At 63.0% G+C, this 22,788-nt stretch carries 27 protein-coding genes and 2 pseudogenes; 17 read left to right on the top strand and 12 right to left on the bottom strand.

What is annotated here, in order from left to right; translation table 11 throughout:
* Positions 1-2 precede the first annotated feature (2 nt).
* Complete coding sequence (locus J3A71_RS17715) at positions 3-839, top strand: Ku protein (RefSeq protein WP_016486256.1); 837 nt, start codon at positions 3-5, stop codon at positions 837-839.
* Positions 840-871: 32 nt separating this feature from the next.
* Here the strand turns inward: J3A71_RS17715 and J3A71_RS17710 are convergent, their stop codons facing one another.
* The 4 genes and pseudogenes from J3A71_RS17710 to J3A71_RS17695 all read right to left on the bottom strand — a co-directional run bounded on the left by J3A71_RS17710 (position 872) and on the right by J3A71_RS17695 (position 3,238).
* Positions 872-1,339 (bottom strand): DoxX family protein, encoded by a 468-nt coding sequence (locus tag J3A71_RS17710; protein ID WP_023049279.1) that lies wholly within the window; start codon positions 1,337-1,339, stop codon positions 872-874.
* Between the two features lie 10 nt (positions 1,340-1,349).
* Positions 1,350-2,104: pseudogene (locus tag J3A71_RS17705) on the bottom strand (DNA-binding domain-containing protein).
* A complete protein-coding gene (locus J3A71_RS17700) occupies positions 2,101-2,934 on the bottom strand; it encodes a DUF692 domain-containing protein (protein WP_016486259.1) in 834 nt (277 codons plus the stop codon). Before J3A71_RS17700 ends, J3A71_RS17705 begins: the two are co-directional and overlap by 4 nt.
* A gap of 16 nt (positions 2,935-2,950) precedes the next feature.
* A complete protein-coding gene (locus J3A71_RS17695) occupies positions 2,951-3,238 on the bottom strand; it encodes a DUF2282 domain-containing protein (protein WP_016486260.1) in 288 nt (95 codons plus the stop codon).
* 184 nt (positions 3,239-3,422) lie between these two features.
* Here J3A71_RS17695 and J3A71_RS17690 point away from each other — a divergent pair, with 184 nt between their 5' ends.
* Complete coding sequence (locus J3A71_RS17690; RefSeq protein ID WP_016486261.1) at positions 3,423-4,007, top strand: sigma-70 family RNA polymerase sigma factor; 585 nt, start codon at positions 3,423-3,425, stop codon at positions 4,005-4,007.
* Positions 3,997-4,638: a DUF1109 domain-containing protein gene (locus J3A71_RS17685; RefSeq protein ID WP_096425970.1), complete on the top strand. Its 642-nt coding sequence runs from the start codon at positions 3,997-3,999 to the stop codon at positions 4,636-4,638. Before J3A71_RS17690 ends, J3A71_RS17685 begins: the two co-directional genes overlap by 11 nt.
* Before the next feature lie 67 nt (positions 4,639-4,705).
* Here J3A71_RS17685 and J3A71_RS31770 read toward each other — a convergent pair.
* From J3A71_RS31770 to J3A71_RS17670, 3 genes and pseudogenes are all read right to left on the bottom strand, one after another.
* Positions 4,706-4,861: pseudogene (locus J3A71_RS31770) on the bottom strand (Crp/Fnr family transcriptional regulator); the annotation flags it as partial.
* A 27-nt stretch (positions 4,862-4,888) separates the two neighbouring features.
* Positions 4,889-5,437 carry a GNAT family N-acetyltransferase gene (locus J3A71_RS17675; protein ID WP_096425971.1) on the bottom strand — a complete coding sequence of 183 codons (549 nt, stop codon included), beginning with the start codon at positions 5,435-5,437 and terminating at the stop codon, positions 4,889-4,891.
* 483 nt (positions 5,438-5,920) lie between these two features.
* Positions 5,921-6,490 (bottom strand): GNAT family N-acetyltransferase, encoded by a 570-nt coding sequence (locus J3A71_RS17670; RefSeq protein WP_096425972.1) that lies wholly within the window; start codon positions 6,488-6,490, stop codon positions 5,921-5,923.
* A gap of 349 nt (positions 6,491-6,839) precedes the next feature.
* Here J3A71_RS17670 and J3A71_RS17665 point away from each other — a divergent pair, with 349 nt between their 5' ends.
* From J3A71_RS17665 to J3A71_RS17630, 8 genes are all read left to right on the top strand, one after another.
* Positions 6,840-7,517: a thermostable hemolysin gene (locus J3A71_RS17665; RefSeq protein ID WP_096425973.1), complete on the top strand. Its 678-nt coding sequence runs from the start codon at positions 6,840-6,842 to the stop codon at positions 7,515-7,517.
* Positions 7,507-8,970 carry an AMP-binding protein gene (locus tag J3A71_RS17660; protein WP_096425974.1) on the top strand — a complete coding sequence of 488 codons (1,464 nt, stop codon included), beginning with the start codon at positions 7,507-7,509 and terminating at the stop codon, positions 8,968-8,970. Before J3A71_RS17665 ends, J3A71_RS17660 begins: the two co-directional genes overlap by 11 nt.
* An 8-nt stretch (positions 8,971-8,978) precedes the next feature.
* On the top strand, positions 8,979-9,659 hold the full coding sequence (locus J3A71_RS17655) for an iron-containing redox enzyme family protein (protein WP_016486271.1): 681 nt from the start codon (positions 8,979-8,981) through the stop codon (positions 9,657-9,659).
* A complete protein-coding gene (locus J3A71_RS17650) occupies positions 9,646-10,452 on the top strand; it encodes an SDR family oxidoreductase (RefSeq protein WP_016486272.1) in 807 nt (268 codons plus the stop codon). The genes J3A71_RS17655 and J3A71_RS17650 overlap by 14 nt, the downstream gene beginning before the upstream one ends.
* Positions 10,449-11,090 (top strand): hypothetical protein, encoded by a 642-nt coding sequence (locus tag J3A71_RS17645; RefSeq protein WP_060516697.1) that lies wholly within the window; start codon positions 10,449-10,451, stop codon positions 11,088-11,090. Before J3A71_RS17650 ends, J3A71_RS17645 begins: the two co-directional genes overlap by 4 nt.
* Positions 11,091-11,092: 2 nt before the next feature.
* Complete coding sequence (locus J3A71_RS17640; protein WP_016486274.1) at positions 11,093-11,755, top strand: response regulator; 663 nt, start codon at positions 11,093-11,095, stop codon at positions 11,753-11,755.
* Positions 11,752-13,116, top strand: a complete 1,365-nt coding sequence (locus J3A71_RS17635) for an ATP-binding protein (protein WP_024717791.1) — start codon at positions 11,752-11,754, stop codon at positions 13,114-13,116. The genes J3A71_RS17640 and J3A71_RS17635 overlap by 4 nt, the downstream gene beginning before the upstream one ends.
* Positions 13,117-13,278: 162 nt before the next feature.
* On the top strand, positions 13,279-13,821 hold the full coding sequence (locus J3A71_RS17630; protein ID WP_096425975.1) for a cytochrome b: 543 nt from the start codon (positions 13,279-13,281) through the stop codon (positions 13,819-13,821).
* Positions 13,822-13,887: 66 nt separating this feature from the next.
* On the opposite strand, the gene chrA is transcribed toward J3A71_RS17630, so the two are convergent.
* Positions 13,888-15,105, bottom strand: a complete 1,218-nt coding sequence (gene chrA / locus J3A71_RS17625; protein WP_209953073.1) for a chromate efflux transporter — start codon at positions 15,103-15,105, stop codon at positions 13,888-13,890.
* Between the two features lie 213 nt (positions 15,106-15,318).
* On the opposite strand from chrA, the gene J3A71_RS17620 reads away from it, so the two are divergent.
* The 6 genes from J3A71_RS17620 (at position 15,319) to J3A71_RS31700 (ending at position 19,067) form a co-directional block, all read left to right on the top strand.
* Positions 15,319-15,879, top strand: a complete 561-nt coding sequence (locus J3A71_RS17620; protein ID WP_096425977.1) for a hypothetical protein — start codon at positions 15,319-15,321, stop codon at positions 15,877-15,879.
* 99 nt (positions 15,880-15,978) lie between these two features.
* Positions 15,979-16,506 carry a chalcone isomerase family protein gene (locus tag J3A71_RS17615; protein WP_024717790.1) on the top strand — a complete coding sequence of 176 codons (528 nt, stop codon included), beginning with the start codon at positions 15,979-15,981 and terminating at the stop codon, positions 16,504-16,506.
* An 11-nt stretch (positions 16,507-16,517) separates the two neighbouring features.
* A complete protein-coding gene (locus J3A71_RS17610) occupies positions 16,518-17,054 on the top strand; it encodes a DUF3833 domain-containing protein (protein ID WP_024717789.1) in 537 nt (178 codons plus the stop codon).
* Positions 17,051-17,356 (top strand): DUF6482 family protein, encoded by a 306-nt coding sequence (locus J3A71_RS17605; protein ID WP_016486281.1) that lies wholly within the window; start codon positions 17,051-17,053, stop codon positions 17,354-17,356. Before J3A71_RS17610 ends, J3A71_RS17605 begins: the two co-directional genes overlap by 4 nt.
* A gap of 8 nt (positions 17,357-17,364) precedes the next feature.
* A complete protein-coding gene (locus J3A71_RS17600) occupies positions 17,365-18,888 on the top strand; it encodes a cryptochrome/photolyase family protein (RefSeq protein WP_016486282.1) in 1,524 nt (507 codons plus the stop codon).
* On the top strand, positions 18,885-19,067 hold the full coding sequence (locus J3A71_RS31700) for a DUF2256 domain-containing protein (protein WP_096425978.1): 183 nt from the start codon (positions 18,885-18,887) through the stop codon (positions 19,065-19,067). The genes J3A71_RS17600 and J3A71_RS31700 overlap by 4 nt, the downstream gene beginning before the upstream one ends.
* On the opposite strand, the gene J3A71_RS17590 is transcribed toward J3A71_RS31700, so the two are convergent.
* From J3A71_RS17590 to J3A71_RS17575, 4 genes are read right to left on the bottom strand one after another with little or no spacing between them, the layout of a single operon-like run.
* Positions 19,005-19,493, bottom strand: a complete 489-nt coding sequence (locus tag J3A71_RS17590; protein ID WP_070086336.1) for a DUF2878 domain-containing protein — start codon at positions 19,491-19,493, stop codon at positions 19,005-19,007. The genes J3A71_RS31700 and J3A71_RS17590 overlap by 63 nt on opposite strands.
* The gene (locus J3A71_RS17585) at positions 19,493-20,755 is read right to left on the bottom strand and encodes a cyclopropane-fatty-acyl-phospholipid synthase family protein (RefSeq protein ID WP_070086335.1); all 1,263 of its coding nucleotides are present in this window, start codon (positions 20,753-20,755) and stop codon (positions 19,493-19,495) included. The genes J3A71_RS17590 and J3A71_RS17585 overlap by 1 nt, the downstream gene beginning before the upstream one ends.
* Positions 20,730-21,539: a DUF1365 domain-containing protein gene (locus tag J3A71_RS17580; RefSeq protein WP_016486284.1), complete on the bottom strand. Its 810-nt coding sequence runs from the start codon at positions 21,537-21,539 to the stop codon at positions 20,730-20,732. The genes J3A71_RS17585 and J3A71_RS17580 overlap by 26 nt, the downstream gene beginning before the upstream one ends.
* On the bottom strand, positions 21,536-22,783 hold the full coding sequence (locus J3A71_RS17575) for an FAD-dependent oxidoreductase (RefSeq protein ID WP_096425979.1): 1,248 nt from the start codon (positions 22,781-22,783) through the stop codon (positions 21,536-21,538). The genes J3A71_RS17580 and J3A71_RS17575 overlap by 4 nt, the downstream gene beginning before the upstream one ends.
* Between the last annotated feature and the right edge of the window lie 5 nt (positions 22,784-22,788).

The following is a 22,788-nucleotide window of genomic DNA, read 5'->3' as shown; positions in this document are numbered from 1 at the left end:
ACATGGCGCGGGCCATCTGGAAAGGTGCAATCAGTTTCGGGCTGGTGCATATCCCCGTTTCGCTCAACGTTGCGGTGAGCTCCGAGCGGGTGGATTTTGACTGGCTCGACAAGCGCAGCATGGAGCCTGTGGGCTACAAACGGGTGAACAAGGTCACCGGCAAGGAAATCGACAAGGACAACATCGTAAAGGGCGTGGAGTACGAGAAGGGCCGCTACGTGGTGATCAGTGAGCAAGAGATCCGCGACGCCCGACCGGAAGCGACCCAGACCATCGATATATTCTCGTTCGTGCAGGCGGGCGAAATTCCGCTGCAGCACTTCGACACCCCCTATTACCTGAGCCCCGACCGCCGCGGCGGCAAAGTCTATGCACTGCTGCGCGACACGCTGGAGAGCACCGGCAAGGTTGCACTGGCCACCGTCGTGCTGCATACGCGCCAGCACCTGGCGCTGCTGCGGCCACTGGAAGATGCCTTGGTGCTGATTACCCTGCGCTGGCCCGAGGAAGTACGCGGGGTGGAAACCCTTGAGCTGGACAAGAGTGTGACCGACGCCAAGGTCGACAAGCGCGAACTGAGCATGGCCAAACGCCTGGTCGAGGACATGAGTGGGTCATGGGCGCCGGATGAGTACCATGATGCGTTTCGACAGACCATTCTCGACCTGGTGGAAGAAAAGGCCAGCAAAGGCAAGATCGAGACGGTGGATAAAGGGGAGGGCAAGGGCGTGGAAAAAGGCGCGGATATCCTCGACCTCACCGAACTGCTCAAACGCAGCCTCGGCGGCAAGCCAAAGGGCGGCAAGCCTGCCGCCAAACGGCCCCGCAAGGCTTCATGAAGGTGGATCCCCCTGGCATCCGACAAAGGAGCTCAACGCAGTCCTATTGCCCGATCCAGTGACAACGCACCGGCTCCTCGTGCGATCAACAGTAGCAACAAGGCTGCCCACGTGAGATGTGTCGGCCAGGCGTCCGGGTAGACGAACACTTCGATCACCGTGGTCATGCCCAGCAGGGCCAGGGCCGACAGCCGGGTGAACAGGCCAAGCACCAGCAACAACGGGAACAGGTGTTCCGCATAGGTTGCCAAGTGGGCCGCCAGCCACGGTGACACCAGCGGCAGGGCATATTCGCTCTGGAACAGGTCATAGGTACTGGGTGTGATGCTGAGAAACCCTTCGACCTTGGTGCGGCCGGACAAAAAGAAGGTCGAGGCGATGGCCATGCGCGCCACCAGGCACAGCACGTTGTCGCTGAGCAGTTGCTGTGCACGGTCGGTGAGGTGGTTCCAGCGTTGGCGCAGGCTCTTGTCGGGGCGGGTGACGTGGATGGTGTCCATGGTGCTTCCTTCAGGCGAATGCAAGTGGACGAAAGGCCTGGGCTGCCAGCAGCCGGCCGAGCAGGTCGGTGAAGTCCAGGTCGGGTTGACTCGCTTGTGCAATCAGTGAGGCCTGCGCCAAAGGCAAACCTTGGGCGCATGCATCGAGAAAGGCGCAGCCGCCGACCTCCAGTGCCTGCAGGGCAACACCTTCGTCGGTGCCGCTTAGTACCGCACCCTCGGCCACCCACGGGTGGTCATTCGGCCATGGCTGGCCTTCGCGGCTGTACCGCCACAGGCTGAAGGCCGGGTGCTGCGCGAACCAGCGCCAGCGCACGCTGCTGCGCGGGGCCAGGTAACTGTTGGCCAGGTCGGCAGCTGTCATGCCGGCCAAGTCTGCAAGTGCAAGGCAGGGCTCCCGGGGGCGCTGAACACCTCGCACCAGGCAAAATCCAGGCGTGCCACGTCGGCCAGGTACGGCAGGCCGTGCTGGGCCTGGATCTGTTCAAGAAAGTCGGCGAACGCCGCGCCATAGTGGATCAGCCTTGGGTCGTCGGGGGGCGTGGTTTTCGCATAGGCCGCAGCGGCATCCTGCATCCAGGCCGGGCCTGTCAGCGCTTCGACACTGGGGAAGTTTGCACGCAGGGCATCGGTGCAACCTGCTAGCACAGTATTGCGATACACCGCGAATGCAGCATGCTGGGTCAGCGCGGCCAATTGCGGGGCCGGGCGGTGATACAGCGCTTCGACGAAGGCGGCCTGAAACTGGCCAAGGGAAAGCGTCATGGGCGTACTCCTGCCTGATCGAGCAGTGCCTGAGCGGTACCGCGTTCGGCCAGCAACTCGGTGAACGCCGGCAGGTTGCCGTCACGCTCGATCAACGTCGGGCGCGGGCCGATGCGCGTGATCAACTGCTGGTACAAGGCCCAGACCGGTGCGGCGATGGCGGCGTCATGGGAGTCGATCAGCAGGCTGGCCCGGGCGTCGTGGCTGTGGCCAGCCAGGTGTATTTCAGTGATGGCCTGGGCCGGGAACCTCGCCAGGTAGGCTGAAGCGTCGAACCCGAGGTTGTGGGCGCTGACGTGCACGTTGTTGACGTCCAGCAACAGGCCACAGCCCGTGCGCCGCGTCAGTTCGGCCAGAAAGTCGATTTCGTCCCAGTCGTGCCCTTCCATGGGCAGGTAGTGGCTGGGGTTTTCCAGCGAGATGCTGCGCCCCAGCGCATCTTGTGTGCGCTGTACATTGTCGCTGATACGGACCAAGGCCTCGTCGCTGCGGGGGAAGGGCAGCAGGTCGGGGAGGTATTGCCCGTTCCAGCTTGACCATGCCAGGTGCTCCGAGACCAGCGCCGGCTGCACCTGGTCGACAAGCGCCCGCAGGCGGCGCAGGTGTGTGTCATCCGGCGCGGCGTCCGCCGCGAGCGACAGCGCAACACCGTGCAGCGACAGCGGATGGTGTTCGGCTATGCGCTGTAGCCAGGCCATGCGTGGGCCGCCGAGCATGTAATTTTCCGGGTGTACTTCGAACCACAGCCCATGGGCCCGGCACGCCCAGGCCTCGGCATAGTGGTCAGCCTTCAGCCCAAGCCCGGCACCTGAAAGGTAAGTCCCGTTCATGATCGGCGGCCTGTGCTCAGGACTTGAGCGGGGTCAGTGAGCCCATGCCGTTGGGCGTCTTGATGGAGGTGCAGGTACCTGCGGGAACGTTCTTCCAGTGCATGCCGTCGTAGTCCATCTTGGCACTGCCAGCGCAGCTGGTGCCGGCGCCGGCCTTGCAGTCGTTCTTGCCAGCCATGGCGACGCCGTAGCATTTTTCCATGGCGGCACCGGTGGTGGCTGGTTTGGTCGCATCGGCAGCCTGGGAAATACCGGCCAGCGAAGCCAGGGCGAGCGCGGCAGTGGCGAGGGCGAGGGTTTTCATGATGTATCTCCGGGAAGTGGGGCCGTGGTGGTTTACCGGCGGCTCATGGAGTAGTTCGCAGCCTGGGTTGAACGGGTTACAGCAGCGGCAAAATTTTTTTCCGGCGGTGCGTCAGTCGCCTACCGTATGAAGGCGACACGGGTTGAATGGAAAACTTTCACGCTCGATGTAACCGGGGAGGCTGATGGCACGAACTAATACTCAGCAGGCGCTCAGCGCGCGCGAGGCCCAGTTGCAGGCTTTGCTGCTACAGGGGCTGGCGGGGGACGCGGCGGCCTATCGGGCGTTCCTGGCGGCGCTGGCGACGCATGTGCGTGGCTTTCTGCTGCGGCGGCTGTGGCAACGCCCCGCTGATGTCGAAGATTTGCTGCAAGAGGTGTTGCTGGCGGTGCACAACGCCCGCCATACCTACGAGGCACAGCAACCGTTGACCGCCTGGGTGCAGGCCATTGCCCGCTACAAGCTGGCGGACCACTATCGCAGCTACGCTCGCCACGGTGCGTTGCACGAGGAGCTGAACGATGAAAGTGATCTGTTCGCGCCCGGCGAGGAGGAAGTGGCCCAGGCGACACGTGACCTGGGCAAGCTCCTGGAGCGATTGCCAGCGCGCCAGCGGCTGCCCATCGTCCATGTCAAACTGGAGGGGATGTCGGTGGAAGAGACCGCGCGCATGACCGGTCTTTCCAGTTCGGCGGTGAAAGTGGGCATCCACCGGGGCCTCAAGGCACTGGCCAAACTGATTGGAGGCAAGGGCAAAAATGAAGACTGATGACTTGATTGCCCTGCTGGCGGCCGGGGAAGGGCCGGTGAGCCGTCACGCACCGGCGCGGCGCTTGGTGCTGGCACTGGTGGGCGGCGGATTGGGCGCGGTACTGCTGACGGTGGCCATTTTCGGCGTGCGCGGGGACCTGGCGCAGGTGGCGCACACCCCGCTGTTCTGGGCCAAGCTGGCCTTGCCCGGCAGCCTGGCGCTGCTGGCACTGTTGCTGACTCAGCGGCTGGTCAGGCCGGGGGTGAACGGGGGGCGGCTGTGGGGCCTGATGGGGCTGCCGCTGCTGCTGGTCTGGCTGGGTGCGGCGGTGAGCCTGCTGGGCGCGCCGGTGGATGCCCGGGCGGACCTGCTGCTCGGGCGCACCTGGCGCACCTGCCCGCTGAACATTACCTTGCTTTCGGTACCCACCTTGATCACCGTGTTCTGGGCAATGCGCGGCCTGGCACCCACCCGCCTGCGACTGGCGGGTGCTGCAGGAGGCTTGCTTGCGGGTGCCACCGCAACGTTGGCTTATTGCCTGCATTGCCCGGAGATGGCTGTGCCGTTCTGGGGGCTCTGGTACGTACTGGGTTTGCTGGTGCCGACGGCCTTGGGGGCGGCGCTAGGGCCACGTTTTCTGCGCTGGTGATACCGGTTTTTCTACGCTGGGCCTGCTGGGGTACCGCGTACAGACGTGCTTGCGCCATGGTGGTTTCTCAGTCAGCCTTGACTGGTTTGAGTTCAGCGATGGCATAGCTGCCCGCGGACCCCAGTTCGAGCGCACTCAGTGCTGGCATGTCGAGGATCTCCACCAGCCGCCCCCGCAGGTTGACGATACCCAGCCCGCGCAAGTGAGCGACCGAGCGGCATATGAGTACGAGGCCCGCAAGGGCCTTGTTTCAGGCGCGCAGGTCAAGTTCATGGAGGATTTCGCTGACATCGCCGCCCAGGTAGCGGGCGGTGAACCCCAGCGCCTTGGTCAGCCGGTGCATGGCGTAATTGCTAGGCAGGTCCCTGGACACCATGCACTGGTAACCATTGCGCCGAGCCGCTGCTATCAGGTGCTGCAGCAACAGCTTGGCCAGCCCTTTGCGCTGCCATTGCTCGCCAACAGCGACGGCGCATTCGCAATTGTGGCTACCCGGGATCGCCGCATAGCGGCTTACGCCAAGCTGATGCAGCTGGCCGTTTTCATGGGCCAGCGCGACATACGCCATGCGCTGGTGGCTGTCGATCGGCATCAACTGCGTATCCAGGCTGGGCAAGCCACCGCTGAGCCCGGCGATAAAGCGAAAGCGCCGGGCCTCGTAGGTAATTGTGCTCACAAAGCGTCTGTCCCGTTCATGATCGTCAGCGCGCAATGGGCGAATCAGCACAGCTGTGCCGTCAGCAAGGGTGTCTATCCAGTACTCGCTATTGCCTGGGTCTTGGAACAGCTGCTTGTTCATGGGGCCTCCAGAGGGCGTGATCAACGTGGCTGTACTGGTTGTACCGTGAGGCGTCGGTCCGGTTCTGACATTGATCAAGTTGGTGGGCGGCTGATGACTTTCTGATCTGCAACAAACCCGACATCGACCCACACTCGGCGGCCTTGCGCAGGCACATGCCAGCGGCGCGGCGGTGCATATCCGTGGGCTGTTCGAACCGCGCGCAGAGCATGTGTTACGCGAGGCAAGGCTGAATGAAGCCGAGGCACAGCGCCAATTTGAGCACTATCGTGAGTAGCTCGAGGGGTTGGCAGCACGGCACCGGGCCAGCGGTACGTGTCTGACTGTGCGCTAGCACCGCACCGGAGTTTTTCAAGGACCTGCAAGCAAGGGCAAGGCTCAACGGCTGGGCAAAAAGGCCCGGGGAGGGGCGACCGCAGCCGATGGGCGGCAGTGTCAGAGGCACCTCGGCCTGCTGCCGGGGGCCACTGCCGCGGCATTGCCTCAGGCCAGCGAAAGCTGGTGAATCAGCTGGCTTGGGTCATCCGGATCTCTGGCGCTGGTAAACCCCGCTGCCTGAGCCAGCTCGCGCATTGCCACATTGGCCGCAGCGTCCATGGAATACATGTGTCGCAGGCCCTGGGCGCGTGCGTGATCGATCAGGTGCTGGAGCAGCAATGTGCCCAAACCGTGGCGCTGCCAGCTATCGAGCACGGTGACAGCACACTCGCAATCTTCACCACCGGGGCTGGTGGCATAACGGGCAATACCGACTTCCTGCAGTTCGCCGTCGACATGGGCGAGGGCGACATAGGCCATGTGCTGGTCCTGGTCAACGACCATCAATTGATCCAGCATGGCTTCGCCAGGCTCCTTGAGCTGGCACAGGAAGCGGAAGTGGCGCGACTGTGGCGACAGGCGTTCAATGAAGTTCCTTTCGCGCTGACGGTCTTTGGGCTGCAAAGGCCTGATCAGCACATGGGTGCCGTTGTCGAGCGCTTCGATCCAGTGTTCGCCGGCCGTTGCAGGAAATGACGCTGCGGCGTAGGGGCGGGGTGTTTCGGCGGATGCCATGGCAAGCCTCCTTACGTGATGGGGTGTACACAGGAGGTTCAGTTTCGACGCGTCGCCTTGTGCGCGCTTGACAGTTGTCAATTACCGGGCTGGTAGGGTCACGCTTCGCTACTTGATCTTCCCGGACTTCTGCATTTCCAGAAAGGCCGGTAATGGTCATCGCGTCGGTTCTACGCTTGAACAGCACCGGGTGATTGATAAAGGTCAGTCGGTGGCCGCTCTTGTCGCGCTGGCTTCTGTCTCCAACGATCAGCACGCGCCCTGCGACCAAGGTCGAAGCCCTGACTTCAGATTCCCTTCAGATTGACCACTGATACTCACCCCATCAAGCCCAAACGGGGGGAGTTTCATGACCCAGTCTCAGTGGAGCAGCCTGCTCCCACTGCCTATCGGCAGCCACGTCGACCATCACGCCCACTTGTCGCTTCATCTGCACAAGGACCCTGGCCGCGATGAGCTGGAGCACTTCATTCATCAGTGTTTTGCCAACGTGCACCACGCTGATGTGCACCATTACCTGCCCGAACTGCTGGCGCTGCACGACAGTCATGGCCGGCTGATTGCCGCCGCAGGCTTGCGCCCGGCCAGCAGCGGGCCGCTGTTCCTCGAACATTATCTGGATGAGCCGCTGGAAGCCGCAGTTTCGCGGGTAGCGGGCTGCCCCCTTGAGCGTGAGTGCATGGTCGAAGTGGGCAACCTGGCCTCGCTCAGTGCCGGTAGCGCGCGAATCATGATCATAGCGGTGACCTGGCTACTGGCTACACGGGGCCTGAAGTGGGTGGCGTTCACCGGCGCGACGACACTGATCAACAGTTTCCAGCGCCTGGGGTTGGTGCCGTCGGTGCTGGCGTCGGCCGACCCGGCCCGGCTGAATGGGAAGTTGCACCACTGGGGTACCTATTACGCTCAACACCCACAAGTCTATGCCGGCAGCATCGGCCATGGCTTCGATGCGTTGAGCAAGGCTGGGGTGTTCCAGCGCCTGGGGTTGCCAACCGCCTTCCAGGAGACTGGCCATGCCGCATGAACTGGAGCGCTTTCATCAACTGCTGGTCACGTTTGCCCGCGATCACGGTGACGCCGTGGCCGTGCAAGGGGCGACCGAGCGCTTCACCTACAGGCAGTTGCTGGCCGAAGTGGGGTTGCGCATTCACAGCTTGCGCACGTGTTCGCCAGGCCCGCTGGTACTGGCCCTGGATAATGGCCCGCAGTTGCTGTTCTGGGATTTGGCGGCGCTGTTCGCCGAACGCCCCTGTGTAATCGTGCCGTCGTTCTTCAGTAGTGCCCAGTTCAGCCATTGCATCGAGCAGAGTGGTGCCAGCCATGTGCTGTGCGACCCGCAATGGCATGGGACGCTCGGCGAGCTGGGGTTCGCTCAGCAGGACGTGTTCTGGGTTCGCGAGGCTCAGCCTGCTGCCGCGCTGCCTGCCGATACCGCCAAGATCACCTACACCTCTGGCAGCACGGGCAAGCCCAAAGGCGTGTGCCTGTCTGTAGAGGCTCTGTTGCGTGTCGCCCGGGAACTGGAGGTGGCCAGCCGGCCCAGTGAACCTCAGCGTTACCTGGCGGTGCTGCCGCTGGGTGTGCTGTTGGAAAACCTGGGTGTCTACGCCGCCTTGATGGCCGGGGCAAGTGTGTTGCTGTACCCCCAGGCGCAACTGGGCATGGGCGGTGCAAGCCAGGTCGATTTCAAGCGCTTGCTGGGGGCCATCGCCCTGAGCGGTGCGCAGAGCCTGATTCTGGTGCCGCAGCTGTTGATGGGGCTGATCACTGCTATCGAGCGCGGGCTGATGCGGGTGGGGGCGCTACGGTTCGTTGCGGTTGGCGGTGCCCGTGTGGCGCCCAGCTTGCTGGCCCGCGCTGAAGCGATCGGCCTGCCGGTGTTCGAGGGCTATGGTTTGTCCGAGTGTGCTTCGGTGGTGGCCTTGAACCGGCCGGGCGCAACCCGCCGCGGCAGTGTCGGCAAACCGCTGCCCCATGTGCAGGTGCGTATCGCCGAGGACGGGGAGGTACTGGTGGCGGGCTCGGTGCTGCTCGGCTATCTGGAGGAACCACCCGTCTGCGATAGCTGGTGGGCCACCGGCGACCTAGGCCATTTCGACGAGGAGGGCTACCTGTACCTCGATGGCCGCAAGAAACACCAGTTCATCACCAGCTTCGGGCGCAACGTCAACCCGGAATGGGTGGAGGCCGAACTGACCCAGAGCGGCGTGATCGCCCAGGCGTTCGTGCATGGCGAGGCCCTGCCAAAGAACCTGGCATTGCTCTGGCCGCTGGACCCCGCTACCCCCGATACCCTCATCGACCAGGCCGTGCAGCAGTGCAATGCCTTGCTGCCGGACTACGCCAGGGTCCATGCCTGGCGTCGCCTGCCGTGCCCCTTGTCCAGTACCGACGACACACTGACCGCCAATGGCCGCCCGCGCCGCGAGGCCATCCTGCGGCGTTACCACTCCCTGTTATCCGACATCCCGTTGTGAGGTCTGCCATGTCCTTTTTCGATACCCTGCAAATGCAAACTACCCAGGAGCGTCAGGCCCTGTTTGCCGTACCGGTCATACGCGATGCGCTGGCTGGGCACGTCAGCCTCGACAGCTATGTGGCCTTCCTGACCCAGGCATACCACCATGTACGCCACACCGTGCCACTGATGATGGCGTGCGGGGCGCGGCTGCCATCGCGTTTGGAATGGCTGCGCGGCGCCGTGTGCGAATACATCGAGGAGGAGTACGGCCACGAGCAGTGGATCCTCAACGACATCAATGCCTGTGGTGCCGATTGGGAGGCGGTGCGTGACGGTCGCCCGGCGCTGCCGATCGAGCTGATGGTCGCCTACCTTTACGACTTGATTGCCCGTGGCAACCCGGTCGGGCTGTTTGGCATGGTCAACGTACTCGAAGGCACCAGCATTGCCCTGGCCACCCAGGCCGCCGGCACAATCCAGAGCACGCTGGCGTTGCCCGACAGGGCCTTCAGCTACCTCAGCTCCCATGGCGCGCTGGACCAGGACCACATGGTCACCTACCGGCAGCTGATGGACCGCCTTGATGATGCTGACGACCAGCGGGCTGTGATTCATGCGGCCAAGGTGGTTTACCGCCTGTACACCGACATGTTCCACGGGCTGCCGCGTGCGGGCCTGCAAGAGGTGCGTCATGCGCTTGCCTGAGTGTGTAGTGATACTCACCGGCGCCAGCGGAGGCATCGGCCTGGAGTTGGCCGAGCAGCTGTGTGCAGCCGGTGCCCGGGTACTGGCGGTGAGCCGGCAGATGGGCAAGCTCGCCAGTTTGATGAACCGTTATCACGACAGGCTGCTGTGGCAATCGGCCGACCTGCGCAGCCATGGCGGGCGTGAGCAGGTGCTCGCCCGTGCCCGGGAGATGGGCGGGGTCAATGTCCTGATCAATGCCGCAGGCGTGAACCGTTTTGCCCTGTTCGACCAGATCGACGAACAGGCGCTGGACGAGTTGCTGGACATCAACCTCAAAGCCGCCTTGCAACTGACGCGTGTGTGCCTGCCGCTGCTGCGCGCACAACCCAGGGCACTGGTGGTCAACGTCGGATCCACCTACGGCTCGATCGGCTACCCCGGCTATGCCACCTACTGCGCCAGCAAGTTTGCCCTGCGCGGCTTCTCTGAGGCGCTGCGCCGCGAGCTGGCGGATACCTCGGTGAATGTCATGTACGCCGCCCCCCGGGCAACCCGCACAGCGATGAACAGCACCGCCGCCACAGCGCTCAACCAGGCGCTGAAGGTCGGCATGGACGACCCGGCAGATGTGGCCCGCGCTGTGCTCAAGGCCGTGCAGTCAGAACGCAGCGAGCTTTATCTGGGGTGGCCAGAAAAGCTTTTTGTACGCATCAACGGCATGTTGCCCGGCGTGGTCGACCGCGCACTGCGCAAGCAATTGCCGGTGATCCGCCGCTACCTTGCTAGCCATTCCAAGGAGTCGATCAAATGAAACGTCTGTTCATCGCTGGCCTGCTGGCGTTTGCACCGTTCACCTGGGCGCTGGACCAGGCCGGCAGCCAACAATTGGCTAACTTGCAGCAGCGCTGGGCGCAGATCCAGTACCAGACGCCTAAAGACAAACGCGCCGAGGCGTTCGAGAAACTGGCAGCCGACGCTTCTACGCTGGTCCACCAGCACCCGGGCTCGGCCGAACCCTTGATCTGGGAGGGCATCATCAACAGCAGTTGGGCGGGAGCCACCGGCGGCCTGGGGGCGCTGGGCAAGGTCAAGTCGGCCAAGGCCAGCCTCGAAGAGGCGATGAAACTCGACCCCAATGCCCTGCAGGGCTCGGCGTATACCAGCCTGGGCACCTTGTACGACCAGGTGCCAGGCTGGCCTATCGGTTTCGGTGACAGCGACAAGGCAGATACCTTGTTGCGCAAGGCGCTGCAAATAAACCCCAATGGTATCGACAGCAATTACTTCTGGGCCGATCATCTGTTCCGGCAAAAACGCTACGCTGAAGCCACCGCTGCCCTGGAAAAAGCACGCCAGGCGCCGCCACGGCCAGGCCGCGAACTGGCCGATCAGGGCCGGCGTGGCGATATCGATGCTTTACTCAAGGCCATCAAGGACAAACAGGACTGAACATGCGGCTGCTGCTGGTTGAGGATGATACCGCCCTGGGCGAGGGGATCTGCGACGGGTTGCGCCAAGAGGGCTACACCCTCGACTGGCTGCGCGATGGCCTGAGCGGGCTGCATGCCCTGCAACATGAAGTGTTCGACCTGGTGATCCTCGACCTCGGGCTGCCGCGGTTGGGCGGCATCGAGCTGCTGCGACGGGTGAGGGCAGGGGGCAACAGCTTGCCGGTACTGATCCTCACCGCGCGCGATGCGACCGAGGACCGTATCTCTGGCCTGGATGCCGGTGCCGACGACTACCTGGTCAAACCTTTCGACCTCAATGAGCTCAAGGCCCGCCTGCGCGCCTTGCTCAGGCGCAGCGCCGGGCGGGCCAAGGTGCTGATCGAGCACGCAGGCGTAAGCCTGGACCCTGCCACCCAGCAGGTGCACTACAACGGCGTGCTTGTGATACTGACGCCCAAAGAGTATCGCCTGCTGCACGAGTTGCTGGCGCAACCGGGCAAGGTGTTCACGCGCGAGCGGTTGACCCAGCTGCTGTATGGCTGGGACGAGGAGCCTGAGAGCAACACGCTGGAGGTGAACATCTATCACCTGCGCAAGAAACTGTTCAACGGCCTGATCCGCACGGTGCGCGGTATCGGTTATCTGGTCGAGGCCAAGCTGTGAGCTCGTTGCGCCAGCGCACATTGTGGCGGGTGATGGCGCTGATGCTGCTCGGCACCGGCTTGTTGGCGTTGTACAACTATCACGACAGCCGCCGCGAGATCAACGAAGTCTACGATGCTCACATGGCTCAGAATGCCCGGCTGTTGCAGGGGGTGATGAACCTGCCGGTGCAGGATGGCAATCGCGAAAAGCTGTATCAGGCATTTAACGAGGCGCTGGGCAAGGCCGGGCGCCACCGTGTGGGCCACCCCTATGAGAGCAAGCTGGCGTTCCAGGTGTGGGGTGAGGGAGCACGGTTGCTGGTGCACACCCCCAGTGCGCCGACGCTCGACGCACCGCCTACGGCGGCGGGCTTCTACGATTTTGCCAGTGGTGGCGAACAGTGGCGCGGCTTTGTATTACCGGTGCCCGAAAAACAGTGGGTAATCTGGGTGGGTGAGCGCGACGATGTGCGTTACGACCTGATCGACCGCATCGTACGCCATACCCTGTTCCCGTTCCTGCTTGGCAGCCTGGGCCTGGCACTGTTGGTCTGGGCGGCCATCGGCTGGGGCTTGCGCCCGTTGCAGAACATGGCCGATGTGATTCGTGGGCGCCATGCCGACTCCCTCGAACCCCTGCAACTGGTGCCGTTGCCGACCGAGCTTGAGCCTATGCAAGCCGCCATCAACCGCCTGCTGGCGCAGATCGATGACCTGCTGCGGCGTGAGCATCGCTTCATTGCCGACGCCGCCCATGAGATGCGCACGCCGCTGGCGATCCTGCGCCTGCATGCGCAGAACGCACAGGCCGCCAGTACCGATGCCGAGCGCCAGAAAGCCCTGGGCTTTCTGATTGGCGGCGTGGACCGGCTGACCCGGGTGGTCAACCAGTTGCTGACCCTCGCCCGGGTCGAGCCGCGCCTTGGTCAGCGCGCCACCACCCGTGTCGACCTGGGCGAAGTGGTCACCGATGTGCTGGCGGATCTCACCCCCTGGATCCTGGATCGCGGCCTGGAGCCCTCGCTGGATCTCAGCGAAGGTGACCATGGCCTGATGATCGATGCCGGAGCGTTGGGCATCGCCTTGCAGAACCTGGTTTCCAATGCGGTGGAGCATTCACCGCCTGGCGGGCGCATCACGGTATCACTCAGGCGCCTGGCCACTCGCTTCGAACTGGTGGTCGAAGATGAAGGCCAGGGCATAGACGACGCGGATCTTGCGCGGGTATTCGAGCGCTTCTATAGCCGCAATAGCCCCAATGGCGCAGGGCTGGGGTTATCCATCGTGGCCACCATCGTCGAGCGGCTGGGGGGGCAGGTGCGCCTGGAAAACAGGGCCACTGGCGGGCTGGCTGCCATCGTGTCGCTTCCCTTGCAGTGAGCTGCTCAAGCCAATCGCTGCACGGCCTCACCTGTTTCAAATAACGTATCGGCACTTCAGACTTCTTTAAGCTTGGGCTGACAACGTGGTGGTGTACGTTGCCCGGTTTGCCTTCAGCGCCGATGGGCAGCGAATACTTCCCTGTCACAAGAGGCCCTGGATATGGCACGCACGTCGAACCCCGCCCGTTACGGGCAACTTTCGATAATCATGCATTGGAGCATGCTCGTTTTATTCATGGGCGTTTATGCCTGTGTCCAATTGCGCGAGGTATTGCCCAAAGGGCACTTTCTCAAGGGCCCCCTGTTAGGCGTGCATGCCTTGATGGGTATTGGCATCTTCACCCTGGTGTGGCTGCGCCTCCTTGGTCGGCTCAGCCCACGGCCTGCAATCGTGCCGACGCCGCCTGCCTGGCAGGGCTTGATGGCCAGCGTGCTGCATATTGCATTGTACGTCCTGATGATCCTTACACCTCTGCTGGCCTGGCTGATGCTCGCGGCCGCTGGCAAGCCGTTGCCCTATTGGGGTGTGGCCATACCTGCACCCGTGGCGGTGGACCCGACGCTGGCCAGGGCGCTCAAGGGGTGGCATGAGTGGCTGGGGAATGCGGGTTACTGGCTGATCGGGCTGCATGCCTGTGCAGGCCTGTTGCATCATTACTGGCTGAAGGACAATACCCTCAAGCGCATGTTGCCGGGGCGGTGAGGCCGCAACGCTGGTTTCAAGGCTGAAGGCGAATGAGCCCTCAGCCTGGTTGTTTTCGTTGCGCGGCTATAAGGTGCCGCTCAGCAGCCAACCGAACACGCCGCAGCCCAGGACAACCAACCCTGCAGGCCACTTCCAGAACATCAGGGCCATCAAGGCGATCAGCGCCCATGCCAAGTCTGCTGGCTTGGCGATGGCGCTCGTCCACACCGGTTGGTACAAGGCAGCCAGCAGAAGCCCGACCACGCCGGCGTTTGCACCGGCAAGCGCTGACTGGCTGCGGGGGCTGCGCCGCAGTGTTTCCCAGAAGGGAACGACACCGATCACCAACAGGAAGGAGGGGGTAAAAATGGCGAGAATGGCAACCGTCGCGCCCACCCAGCCGGAGGGCTGCGCGCTCATGGCTGCACCCAGGAAGGCTGCAAACGTGAAGAGTGGGCCCGGTATGGTCTGCGCCAGGCCATAACCTGCGAGAAAGGTGTCATTTGTGACCCAGCCATTGGCCACTGTGGCCGACTCAAGCAACGGTAGCACCACATGCCCGCCGCCGAATACCAGCGAGCCTGCGCTATAAAACGCGTTGACCATTGCCAGTGCTTGCGAGGGCCAGATGCGAGTCAATAGCGGCAAGCCTACCAACAAGGCAAAGAACAGGACCAGCGCAGCCAGCCCGGCCCTTCGGCTGACTGAAAACGGCAGCTCTTCCCCTGCCGGGGAGCCCGGAGGCTTGAGCAGGATCAAGCCTGTGATGGCCGAGCCTGAGATCACGGCTATCTGCCCGATCGCGTTGGGCCACAGCAACGCGGTACAGGCAGCGAACAGGGCGATGGTTACCCGCGCAACATCGGTGCAAAGGCTACGTGCCATGCCCCACACCGCCTGGGCCACCACGGCGACTGCGACGATTTTCAGGCCGTGCAACAGGCCACTTGGGGCGCCACCTCCCCATGCCCCCAGGCCCTGAGCACACAGCGTCAGCAGGAGGGCCGATGGCAATGTGAACCCTGCCCACGCAGCGACAGCGCCTGCGAAACCCGCCCGTGACAGGCCCAGAGCGATGCCGACCTGGCTGCTGGCGGGGCCGGGAAGCAGTTGGCACACCGCGACCAGCTCGGCATAACTGCGCTCGCTGAGCCATTGGCGGCGCGCTACAAATGCTTCACGAAAGTAACCCAGGTGCGCAATGGGGCCACCGAAAGACGTCAGCCCCAGGCGCAAGAACAGCAGAAACACTGACCAGGCAGAGTCGCTGGGCTTCACGCCGCAGTGGGTGCGTTCTGACAAGGCAGGCTCCTTGGGTGAGTGACGCTGCAGGTTTTGGTGAGGAACAGCCAGCCTCGAGGCTTGTTTTGGGGAGTAGACCCGCGCCGCCCGCGCGGCGCTCGGTTTCACAGGCACTGAAAATCCTGCGACACGCCCCCAGAACCGGTATTCATTTGTGCAAAGTTTGCTGTTCGCCGCCTACGCTGTCCAGAGTCTTGGTCCGCAGGAGGCACCATGAGCAATTTCCCTATCGTTGCTACCGTCCTGTCTATGGTCTTGGGCCTTTCTGTCATACGCCTGCTTCTGGGGGCGCTGACCGTCTTCCGAATCCGGCGCAACGCTGCTCCAGACTGGGTGGCTCTGGTCTGGGCGGTCATGCTCTTCACCACCCAGATGGATTTCTGGTGGGCGGTCAATTCGCTGCCGCAAGTCAGGGCCACCTTCTCGTTCCAGGAGTTTTTGCTCTTGGTGTTGCTGGCACTTGCGCTGTTCGTTTCCTCGGCGCTGATCTTGCCCAGCCGCAGCGAGGACGAACGTGAAGGGCTTCGCGTGTACTTCGAGCAGGATGGCCGCTTCGCGCTGTTATTTCTGTCGGGCTATTACCTGCTTGGGTTCATCGTCAACATTCTGTTGTTCGGCGTTTCGCCCATGGCGCTGTGGGGCGCCGTTGACGTGGTCATGATCATGATGCCGCTGTGTGTGTTTGCAGCCAGCTCGCGCAAGGCCTATGCGCTGCTGACCGTGGCATTCGTGCCTCTCAATATGGCGGACCTGGTGATATCACTGGTGACGTGACCGAGGTCTGGCGCTGCGCATTAAAATCTATGCAGCTGGAAAACAATATCTGTACAAGATGCTATTGTTGTACAGTATTTATGCGTGCTCGAGGTCAGTATGGCGCACCGTGCTCGTTGGGCTTGCCTTTGTCTGCTACTGGCTACCTTTTCGGCGGTGGCGGGCTGGAGGGCGGAGCTGCCTGGGGCGCAACGGCTTGGGAGTGGTGAGTTCACCTGGTTTGGTCTGCGTCTGTATACAGCCCAATTATGGACTTCAGGGCCAGTTCATGACTGGAACCAGCCCTTCGCCCTTGAGCTCCTCTACCACCGTTCGTTGTCCAGGGACACCTTGGTACAGGCCAGCCTCGAGGAAATGCGCCGCCTCAACGGTGGCAGCATAACGCCGCAACAACGTACGGCCTGGACCCGTGGGATTGAAGAGGCATTTGTGGACGTGCGCCCCGGCATGCGCATTACCGGCTTGTACCTGCCGGGGCAGGGCTGCCGCTTTTACGTCGACGATAAATTCAGCCGTGAAATCGCCGACCCGGTCTTTGCCAGGGCGTTTTTTGCCATCTGGCTCGACCCCGGAGCCCGGGATACACAACTGCGCCAGCGCCTGCTTGGGCAGGCTGGCAACGACTGAGGGACATGAACATGTACAAAGTGCTGTTGCTGGTTTCCTGCCTGCTTCTGGGCAGCTGTGGCAATGTTGGTGTCGAGCACTATGCCCAGGAGCAACCGAAACTGGACCTGGCTGCATTCTTCTCGCGACCAGTGCAGGCCTGGGGCATGTTCCAGAAGCGTTCCGGGGAAGTGGTCAAGCGCTTCCACGTGCGTATCGACAGCCGCCGCGAAGGTGAGCGGCTGATCCTCGACGAACATTTTCTCTACAGCGATGGCACTCGCCAGCAGCGTACCTGGACACTGGTGCCAGACGGCCCTGGCCGCTGGCGCGGTACCGCAGGGGACGTGATCGGCGAGGCGCGCGGCGAAGTGGCGGGTAACGCGCTGCGCTGGCGGTACCAGCTGGACTTGCCAGTTGACGGGCGGCATTGGCAGGTAGACCTGGACGACTGGATGTACCTCATGGATGACGACACCCTGATCAACCGTTCAAGCATGAGCAAGCTGGGCGTTGAAATCGGCCAGATCACCCTGTTCTTCCGCCGCCTGCCAGAGGGCACACCATGAACCTGATCGCGCTTACCCAACTGGTCTCGACCGGCGAAGCAAAGGAACTTGAACTGCTGTCGCTGGAAGGTGGCTTCTACCTCCTGCGCGCCTTGACCGACGCCGGCCCCGTGACATTGAGCGATGCCCATGGGCAGCCCGTTCGCGTGCGCTCCACTACTGAGCTGCGGCAGCTGTTGGCCGACCTGCCACCCGTGCCTTGCATGCTGGTACAGCAGGTGGTGCATGATGAGATGTGCGGGCAACGTGACGGCCCCATTGCGCCGCTGCGCGTTCCGGTAACGCTCACCAGCCAGTGGTAGCCTGAACGATGCGCCTGGGCCTTGTGCTGGGTGACCAGCTGTCGTTCGACCTGGCCAGCCTGGCTGCCCTTGACCCCGCCCGCGATGCTGTTCTGATGGCGGAAGTGGAGGGTGAGGCCCGCTACGTGCCGCATCATCCGCTCAAGATCGTGCTCATCTTCAGCGCCATGCGGCACTTTGCCCAGGCCCTGCGTGAACGGGGTTGGCAGGTGCATTATGTCGAGCTCGATGCTAACGGCAACAGCGGCAGCATCGTGGGCGAATTGCAGCGCTGGCAACAGGCACTGGGCGCCACGCACGTTCACCTGACCGAGTGCGGGGAGTGGCGCCTGGAGCAGGCTTTGCGTGATGCCGCATTGCCCCTCGTGTGGCATCGCGACACGCGTTTTCTGTGCTCCCGCGAAGCCTTTGCGCGCTGGGCCCATGAGCGTCGTCAGCTGCGTATGGAGCACTTCTACCGTGGCATGCGCAAGCGAACCGGCCTGCTGATGGAGGCCGACGGCCCTGCAGGTGGGGCCTGGAATTTTGACGGTGACAACCGCAAGCCATTACCTCGCCAGTTGCGTGGGCCGTTCGCTGCGCATTTTGCGCAGGACGGGATCACGGCAGCGGTGGTCGCCCTGGTACGTCGGCGCTTCAGCGACCACTACGGGGACATCGACGGCTTTGACTACCCCGTGACCCATGCCGAGGCACAGCAGCTGTGGCAGCACTTTCTGGATTTTGGCCTGGCGGCTTTCGGCGACTACCAGGATGCAATGGCCGAGGGCGAGCCGTACCTGTTCCATGCGCGCATCAGTGCGGCGCTCAACATTGGGCTTCTGGATGTGCGATGTCTGTGTGAGGAGGTCGACAAGGCCTGGCGCGAGGGGCGGGTGCCGCTTAATGCAGCTGAAGGCTTCATTCGCCAGTTGATCGGCTGGCGCGAGTATGTGCACGGTATCTACTGGCTGCGCATGCCGGAGTATGCCGGGCTCAATCACCTGGGCAACGACCGAGCGTTACCTGAATTCTATTGGACCGGGCGCACCCGCATGCGCTGCATGGAGCAAGCCATCGGGCAGACCCTGCGGTTGGGCTACGCGCACCATATCCAGCGGCTGATGGTGACCGGCAACTTCGCCTTGCTGGCCGGTATCTTACCCACCGCGATTTGCGAGTGGTACCTGGCGGTTTACATGGATGCCTTCGACTGGGTCGAGCTGCCCAACACGCTTGGCATGGTGATGCACGCCGACGGCGGCTACCTGGGGTCCAAGCCGTACTGCGCCAGTGGTCGTTACATTCAGCGCATGTCCGATCATTGCAAGGCTTGCAGTTACAAGGTCGATCATGTCAGTGAGGACGATGCCTGCCCGTTCAATGCCCTGTACTGGCATTTTCTCATCCGCCATCGTCCGCTGCTGTCGACGAACCCGCGTTTGACCCTGGTCTATCGCAGCCTTGATGGTATGACGGCTAGCCGGCGCGACGCCGTGTGGCAGCGTGGCCAGGCGCTGTTGGCGCGGCTCGATGCGCAGCAGCCGCTATGAAAAAGAACCTTTTGCCCAGCAAGGTCTGCGTGGTGTGTGGTCGGCCGTTCAACTGGCGCAAGCGCTGGGCTCGCTGTTGGGAGCAGGTGCGCTATTGCTCCGAGCGATGCCGCAGGTCAGCGCCGCGCCGCGAGGCGCGCGAGCAGCGGCAGGGCCAAGGCCCAGATCGGCATCAGTAGCAGGCCGGTTTGCAGCGCGCCAAATGGCAGGGCGACATCCGCAAATCTTGCACCGCCTACATAGGCCAGTGGGCCACCCAATGCGCCCAGCAGCGCACCGAGCTGCCAGCGCCTGCCGGCCCATGCCAGGCTGTGGCGCATGCCGCTGGCCAGCACCAGCCACAGCAGCGCCAGCCACAGTGGCAGCGGCCAGGCGTCGAAACCGAACACGCCCAGCGCCCCCAGCGCGCTGTCGAGTACACACCCGGCCAAGGAGACGCGCAACAGCGCCTTGACCTCGGCGTTAACGTCCGGGCAGAGGCGCAGGTGCACCACCACACCTGCAATCACCAGCAGCAATAGCCAGGGGCGTTCGGCGCCCAGCACGCAGATCCACCAGCCAGCCTGTAACCAGACGGCATTGGCGACCAGCCAGCGCCCGGGCATCAGGCACCGTCAGGCAAGGGGGCGCGCCGAGCCAGTGGCGCTGCCCACAGCAGGTGCGCAACGCCGATAGTGCGCTCCTCGAAACCGCCCTGGCAGTAACACAGGTAGAACTCCCACAGGCGCTGGAACATGTCGTCGTAGCCCAGGTCCATCAGTGCTGTGCGCGCCTGGCGCAGGTTTTCACGCCAGTGCTGCAGGGTGAGGGCATAGTCCTGGCCGAAATCCTCCATGTGCACCAGGTTGAGTGCGGTGTGGCGGCTGGCGGTGTCCAGCAACACGCTGAGCGAAGGCAGGGCGCCACCTGGGAAAATATAGCGTTGGATGAAGTCGACCGAGCGCCGTGCCTGGGCGTAGCGCTGGTCGCGGATGGTGATCGCCTGCAGCAGCATCAGGCCGTCGGGCTTGAGGAGCGAGGCACACTGGCGGAAATACACAGGCAGGTAACGATGGCCGACTGCCTCGATCATTTCGATCGAAACCAGTTTGTCGAAGGTGCCTTGCAGGTCGCGATAGTCTTCGCGCAGCACCTTCACGCGCGCGTTCAGCCCCAGGGCCTGAACGCGCGCCAGGGTATGGCTGTACTGTGCCTCGGAGATTGTTGTGGTAGTGACCCTGCAGCCGTAACGGGTGGCCGCGTGGATTGCCAGGCTGCCCCAGCCGCTGCCGATTTCCAGCAGGTGATCGTCGGGGTGCAGTTCAAGCTTCTGGCAGATGCGCTCCAGCTTGTGCAACTGGGCTTGCTCCAGTGTTTGCCCAGCATGTTGGAATTGGGCCGCCGAATACATCATGGTGGGGTCCAGCAGCCGCTCGAACAGGGCATTGCCCAAATCGTAATGGGCGAGGATATTGCGCCGGGCGCCGCGTTTGTTGTTGCGGTTGAGCCGGTGCAGAAGCCGCAGGGCAGGGCGGCCGAAACGGGCCAGGCCACCCTCGAGCGCGTCGAGCACCTCAAGGTTGGCGACGAACAGGCGGGTCACCAGCGCCAGGTCGGGGCTTCGCCAATAGCCGTGGATGTAGGCCTCGCCAGCACCGATCGAACCATTGCCGGCGATCAGGCTCCAGGAGGCGTCATCGAGGATCTCCACCTCGGCCTGCAACGGGCTGTCGACATCACCGAAACTCCACTGCTGCCCGTGGCTGAGCAGGCGCAGGTGGCCGTGGCGCAGCTTGCCCAGCTGGGCGAGCACGGCGCTTCGTGCCAGCCCGCCGAGCAAGGGGGCAAGGCCTGCGAACTTGCTAACGCTCAGTGTGGGATTTGACATCTTCAGGGTCCTCGCAAGGTTGGCCGAGCGCCAGGTCATTCTGGCGGGTGGTGTGGTCATGCACGGGGGTGCGTTTGAGTAACAGGCGTAGCGCTTGCCAGTAGATGGCCGAGACAGTGCGCAGGCTCATCCATGGGAAGGTCATGACATACCGGCGTAGCGCGGTTCCATCCAGTGGCTGACGGTGCAGGGCGAGGTCGGCCTCGAACACCTTGCGGCCGTCTTGCCAGTTCTGCATGTGGATGCGTACATGGTCCGCGCTCAGGAAAAAGCGCAGGTGATAGTCCATGTCCAACGGCATGAACGGTGAAACATGGAAGGCCTTGGCCACGGTGAACCGCTTGGCAAGGTCTTCTTGCACCGGCAGGACGTAATGAAAACGCTCACGCCACGGGGTGTTGCGCACCTCCATCAGGATTGCCGTCAGGCAGCCGTCGCGGTCGTGGCAGAAATAGAAGCTCACCGGGTTGAACGACAGCCCCCAGCAACGCAGTTGCGTGAGCAGCCGTACCGGGCCTTCGGGCATATGCCCAGTGGCCTGACACACCAGCAAGCGTGCGGCCTGTGCCAGGGTTTCACCGTGGCGGGTCTGGGCTGGCAGGTAGTCGGTCTCGCGCCAGCACAGCGGCGCGAGGCGCCAGCGCCCAAGCCAGCGTGACAGGCCCATCAACCAGGCTTGTTCGTCCAGGTCCAGGTAGAACATGCCAATCCGGTAGCGGAAAGCATGCAGCCGCGGCGTCAGCCGACGGTGGCTGATCCAGCCCAGGCAAAGGCTGCTGTTCACAATTGCTCTCCGAAATGCGCAGCCACTTTCAGCGCGCTGACCACCCCGTCCTCATGAAAGCCGTTGCCCCAATAGGCACCACAGAAGTAACTGTGCTGCTGGCCCTGTAGTTGTGCCTGGCATGCCTGTGCGGCGGATGCGGCAATGCTGTACTGCGGATGGGCATACTGGAAGCGCGCGATCACCTGCGCCGGGTCTATCAATGCGGTCTGGTTGAGGCTTACGCAGAAGGTGGTCGGTGCCTGGATACCTTGCAGGATGTTCATGTTGTAGGTCAGCGCGGCGGGCGCTTGCTCTGGGCCGCCCAGGCGGTAGTTCCAGCTGGCCCAGGCGCTCTTGCGGCGTGGCAGCAGGCGGGTATCGGTGTGCAGCACCACATCGTTGCTGGCGTAGCCGATGGCGCCGAGTACCGCACGCTCCTGCATGGTTGGGGTTTCCAACAGGGCCAGAGCCTGGTCGCTGTGGCAGGCGAACACCACATTGTCGAAGCGTTCGCTGCCGGCAGCGCTCATCAGCGTCACGCCTCCCTCATCGCGGCTGACCCGGGATACCTTGCAGCTGAGCCGTATGCGTTCAGCAAACGGTCGGCACAGCGGCGCGACATAGCTGCGTGAACCGCCTTCAATTACCCGCCACTGTGGACGTTGGTTGACCGACAGCAAGCCGTGGTTGCGACAGAAGCGCACGAAGAACTCAAGCGGGAAGTACAGCATGTCTGCCCGCGACATCGACCAGATCGCCGACCCCATCGGCACGATGTAGTGGTCGATGAAGCGTTGCCCGTAGCGCTGTGTCTGAAGGTAGGCGCCCAGGGTGGTGTCTGCATCGATGCGCTGGTTGTCCAGGTCGGCCAGCGCCTGGCGGTTGAAGCGCAGAATATCCCGTATCATGCCCCAGAAACTTGGGGAAACCAGGTTACGGCGTTGGGCAAACAGTGTGTTCAGATCGTGACCGTTGTATTCCAGCCCAGTGATCGGGTCGTGCACGGAAAAACTCATCTCGGTCGGCTGCGAGGTGACCTTGAGCCGGTCAAGCAAGCGTATGAAGTTGGGGTAGGTCCAGTCGTTGAACACGATGAAGCCGGTATCTATTGCATGGCGCTGGCCCTTCCAGACCACATCGAGGGTATGCGTGTGCCCTCCGATCCATTGCTCGGCTTCGAAAACCGTTACTTCGTGCTTGCGTGACAGCAGATGGGCGCAGGTCAGCCCCGCGATGCCACTGCCGATGATTGCGATACGCATGGATC

The sequence above is a fragment of the Pseudomonas sp. PvP089 genome, from assembly GCF_017875165.1.
Lineage (GTDB): Bacteria > Pseudomonadota > Gammaproteobacteria > Pseudomonadales > Pseudomonadaceae > Aquipseudomonas > Aquipseudomonas fortuita.
This window is presented reverse-complemented; position numbering and strand designations above follow the sequence as displayed.

Coding starts and splice junctions, on each gene's coding strand:
- J3A71_RS17715 (WP_016486256.1), top strand. CDS start 3: ATGGCGCGGGCCATCTGGAAAGGTGCAATCAGTTTCGGGCTGGTGCAT.
- J3A71_RS17710 (WP_023049279.1), bottom strand. CDS start 1,339: ATGGACACCATCCACGTCACCCGCCCCGACAAGAGCCTGCGCCAACGC.
- J3A71_RS17700 (WP_016486259.1), bottom strand. CDS start 2,934: ATGAACGGGACTTACCTTTCAGGTGCCGGGCTTGGGCTGAAGGCTGAC.
- J3A71_RS17695 (WP_016486260.1), bottom strand. CDS start 3,238: ATGAAAACCCTCGCCCTCGCCACTGCCGCGCTCGCCCTGGCTTCGCTG.
- J3A71_RS17690 (WP_016486261.1), top strand. CDS start 3,423: ATGGCACGAACTAATACTCAGCAGGCGCTCAGCGCGCGCGAGGCCCAG.
- J3A71_RS17685 (WP_096425970.1), top strand. CDS start 3,997: ATGAAGACTGATGACTTGATTGCCCTGCTGGCGGCCGGGGAAGGGCCG.
- J3A71_RS17675 (WP_096425971.1), bottom strand. CDS start 5,437: ATGAACAAGCAGCTGTTCCAAGACCCAGGCAATAGCGAGTACTGGATA.
- J3A71_RS17670 (WP_096425972.1), bottom strand. CDS start 6,490: ATGGCATCCGCCGAAACACCCCGCCCCTACGCCGCAGCGTCATTTCCT.
- J3A71_RS17665 (WP_096425973.1), top strand. CDS start 6,840: ATGACCCAGTCTCAGTGGAGCAGCCTGCTCCCACTGCCTATCGGCAGC.
- J3A71_RS17660 (WP_096425974.1), top strand. CDS start 7,507: ATGCCGCATGAACTGGAGCGCTTTCATCAACTGCTGGTCACGTTTGCC.
- J3A71_RS17655 (WP_016486271.1), top strand. CDS start 8,979: ATGTCCTTTTTCGATACCCTGCAAATGCAAACTACCCAGGAGCGTCAG.
- J3A71_RS17650 (WP_016486272.1), top strand. CDS start 9,646: ATGCGCTTGCCTGAGTGTGTAGTGATACTCACCGGCGCCAGCGGAGGC.
- J3A71_RS17645 (WP_060516697.1), top strand. CDS start 10,449: ATGAAACGTCTGTTCATCGCTGGCCTGCTGGCGTTTGCACCGTTCACC.
- J3A71_RS17640 (WP_016486274.1), top strand. CDS start 11,093: ATGCGGCTGCTGCTGGTTGAGGATGATACCGCCCTGGGCGAGGGGATC.
- J3A71_RS17630 (WP_096425975.1), top strand. CDS start 13,279: ATGGCACGCACGTCGAACCCCGCCCGTTACGGGCAACTTTCGATAATC.
- J3A71_RS17620 (WP_096425977.1), top strand. CDS start 15,319: ATGAGCAATTTCCCTATCGTTGCTACCGTCCTGTCTATGGTCTTGGGC.
- J3A71_RS17615 (WP_024717790.1), top strand. CDS start 15,979: ATGGCGCACCGTGCTCGTTGGGCTTGCCTTTGTCTGCTACTGGCTACC.
- J3A71_RS17610 (WP_024717789.1), top strand. CDS start 16,518: ATGTACAAAGTGCTGTTGCTGGTTTCCTGCCTGCTTCTGGGCAGCTGT.
- J3A71_RS17605 (WP_016486281.1), top strand. CDS start 17,051: ATGAACCTGATCGCGCTTACCCAACTGGTCTCGACCGGCGAAGCAAAG.
- J3A71_RS17600 (WP_016486282.1), top strand. CDS start 17,365: ATGCGCCTGGGCCTTGTGCTGGGTGACCAGCTGTCGTTCGACCTGGCC.
- J3A71_RS31700 (WP_096425978.1), top strand. CDS start 18,885: ATGAAAAAGAACCTTTTGCCCAGCAAGGTCTGCGTGGTGTGTGGTCGG.
- J3A71_RS17590 (WP_070086336.1), bottom strand. CDS start 19,493: ATGCCCGGGCGCTGGCTGGTCGCCAATGCCGTCTGGTTACAGGCTGGC.
- J3A71_RS17585 (WP_070086335.1), bottom strand. CDS start 20,755: ATGTCAAATCCCACACTGAGCGTTAGCAAGTTCGCAGGCCTTGCCCCC.
- J3A71_RS17575 (WP_096425979.1), bottom strand. CDS start 22,783: ATGCGTATCGCAATCATCGGCAGTGGCATCGCGGGGCTGACCTGCGCC.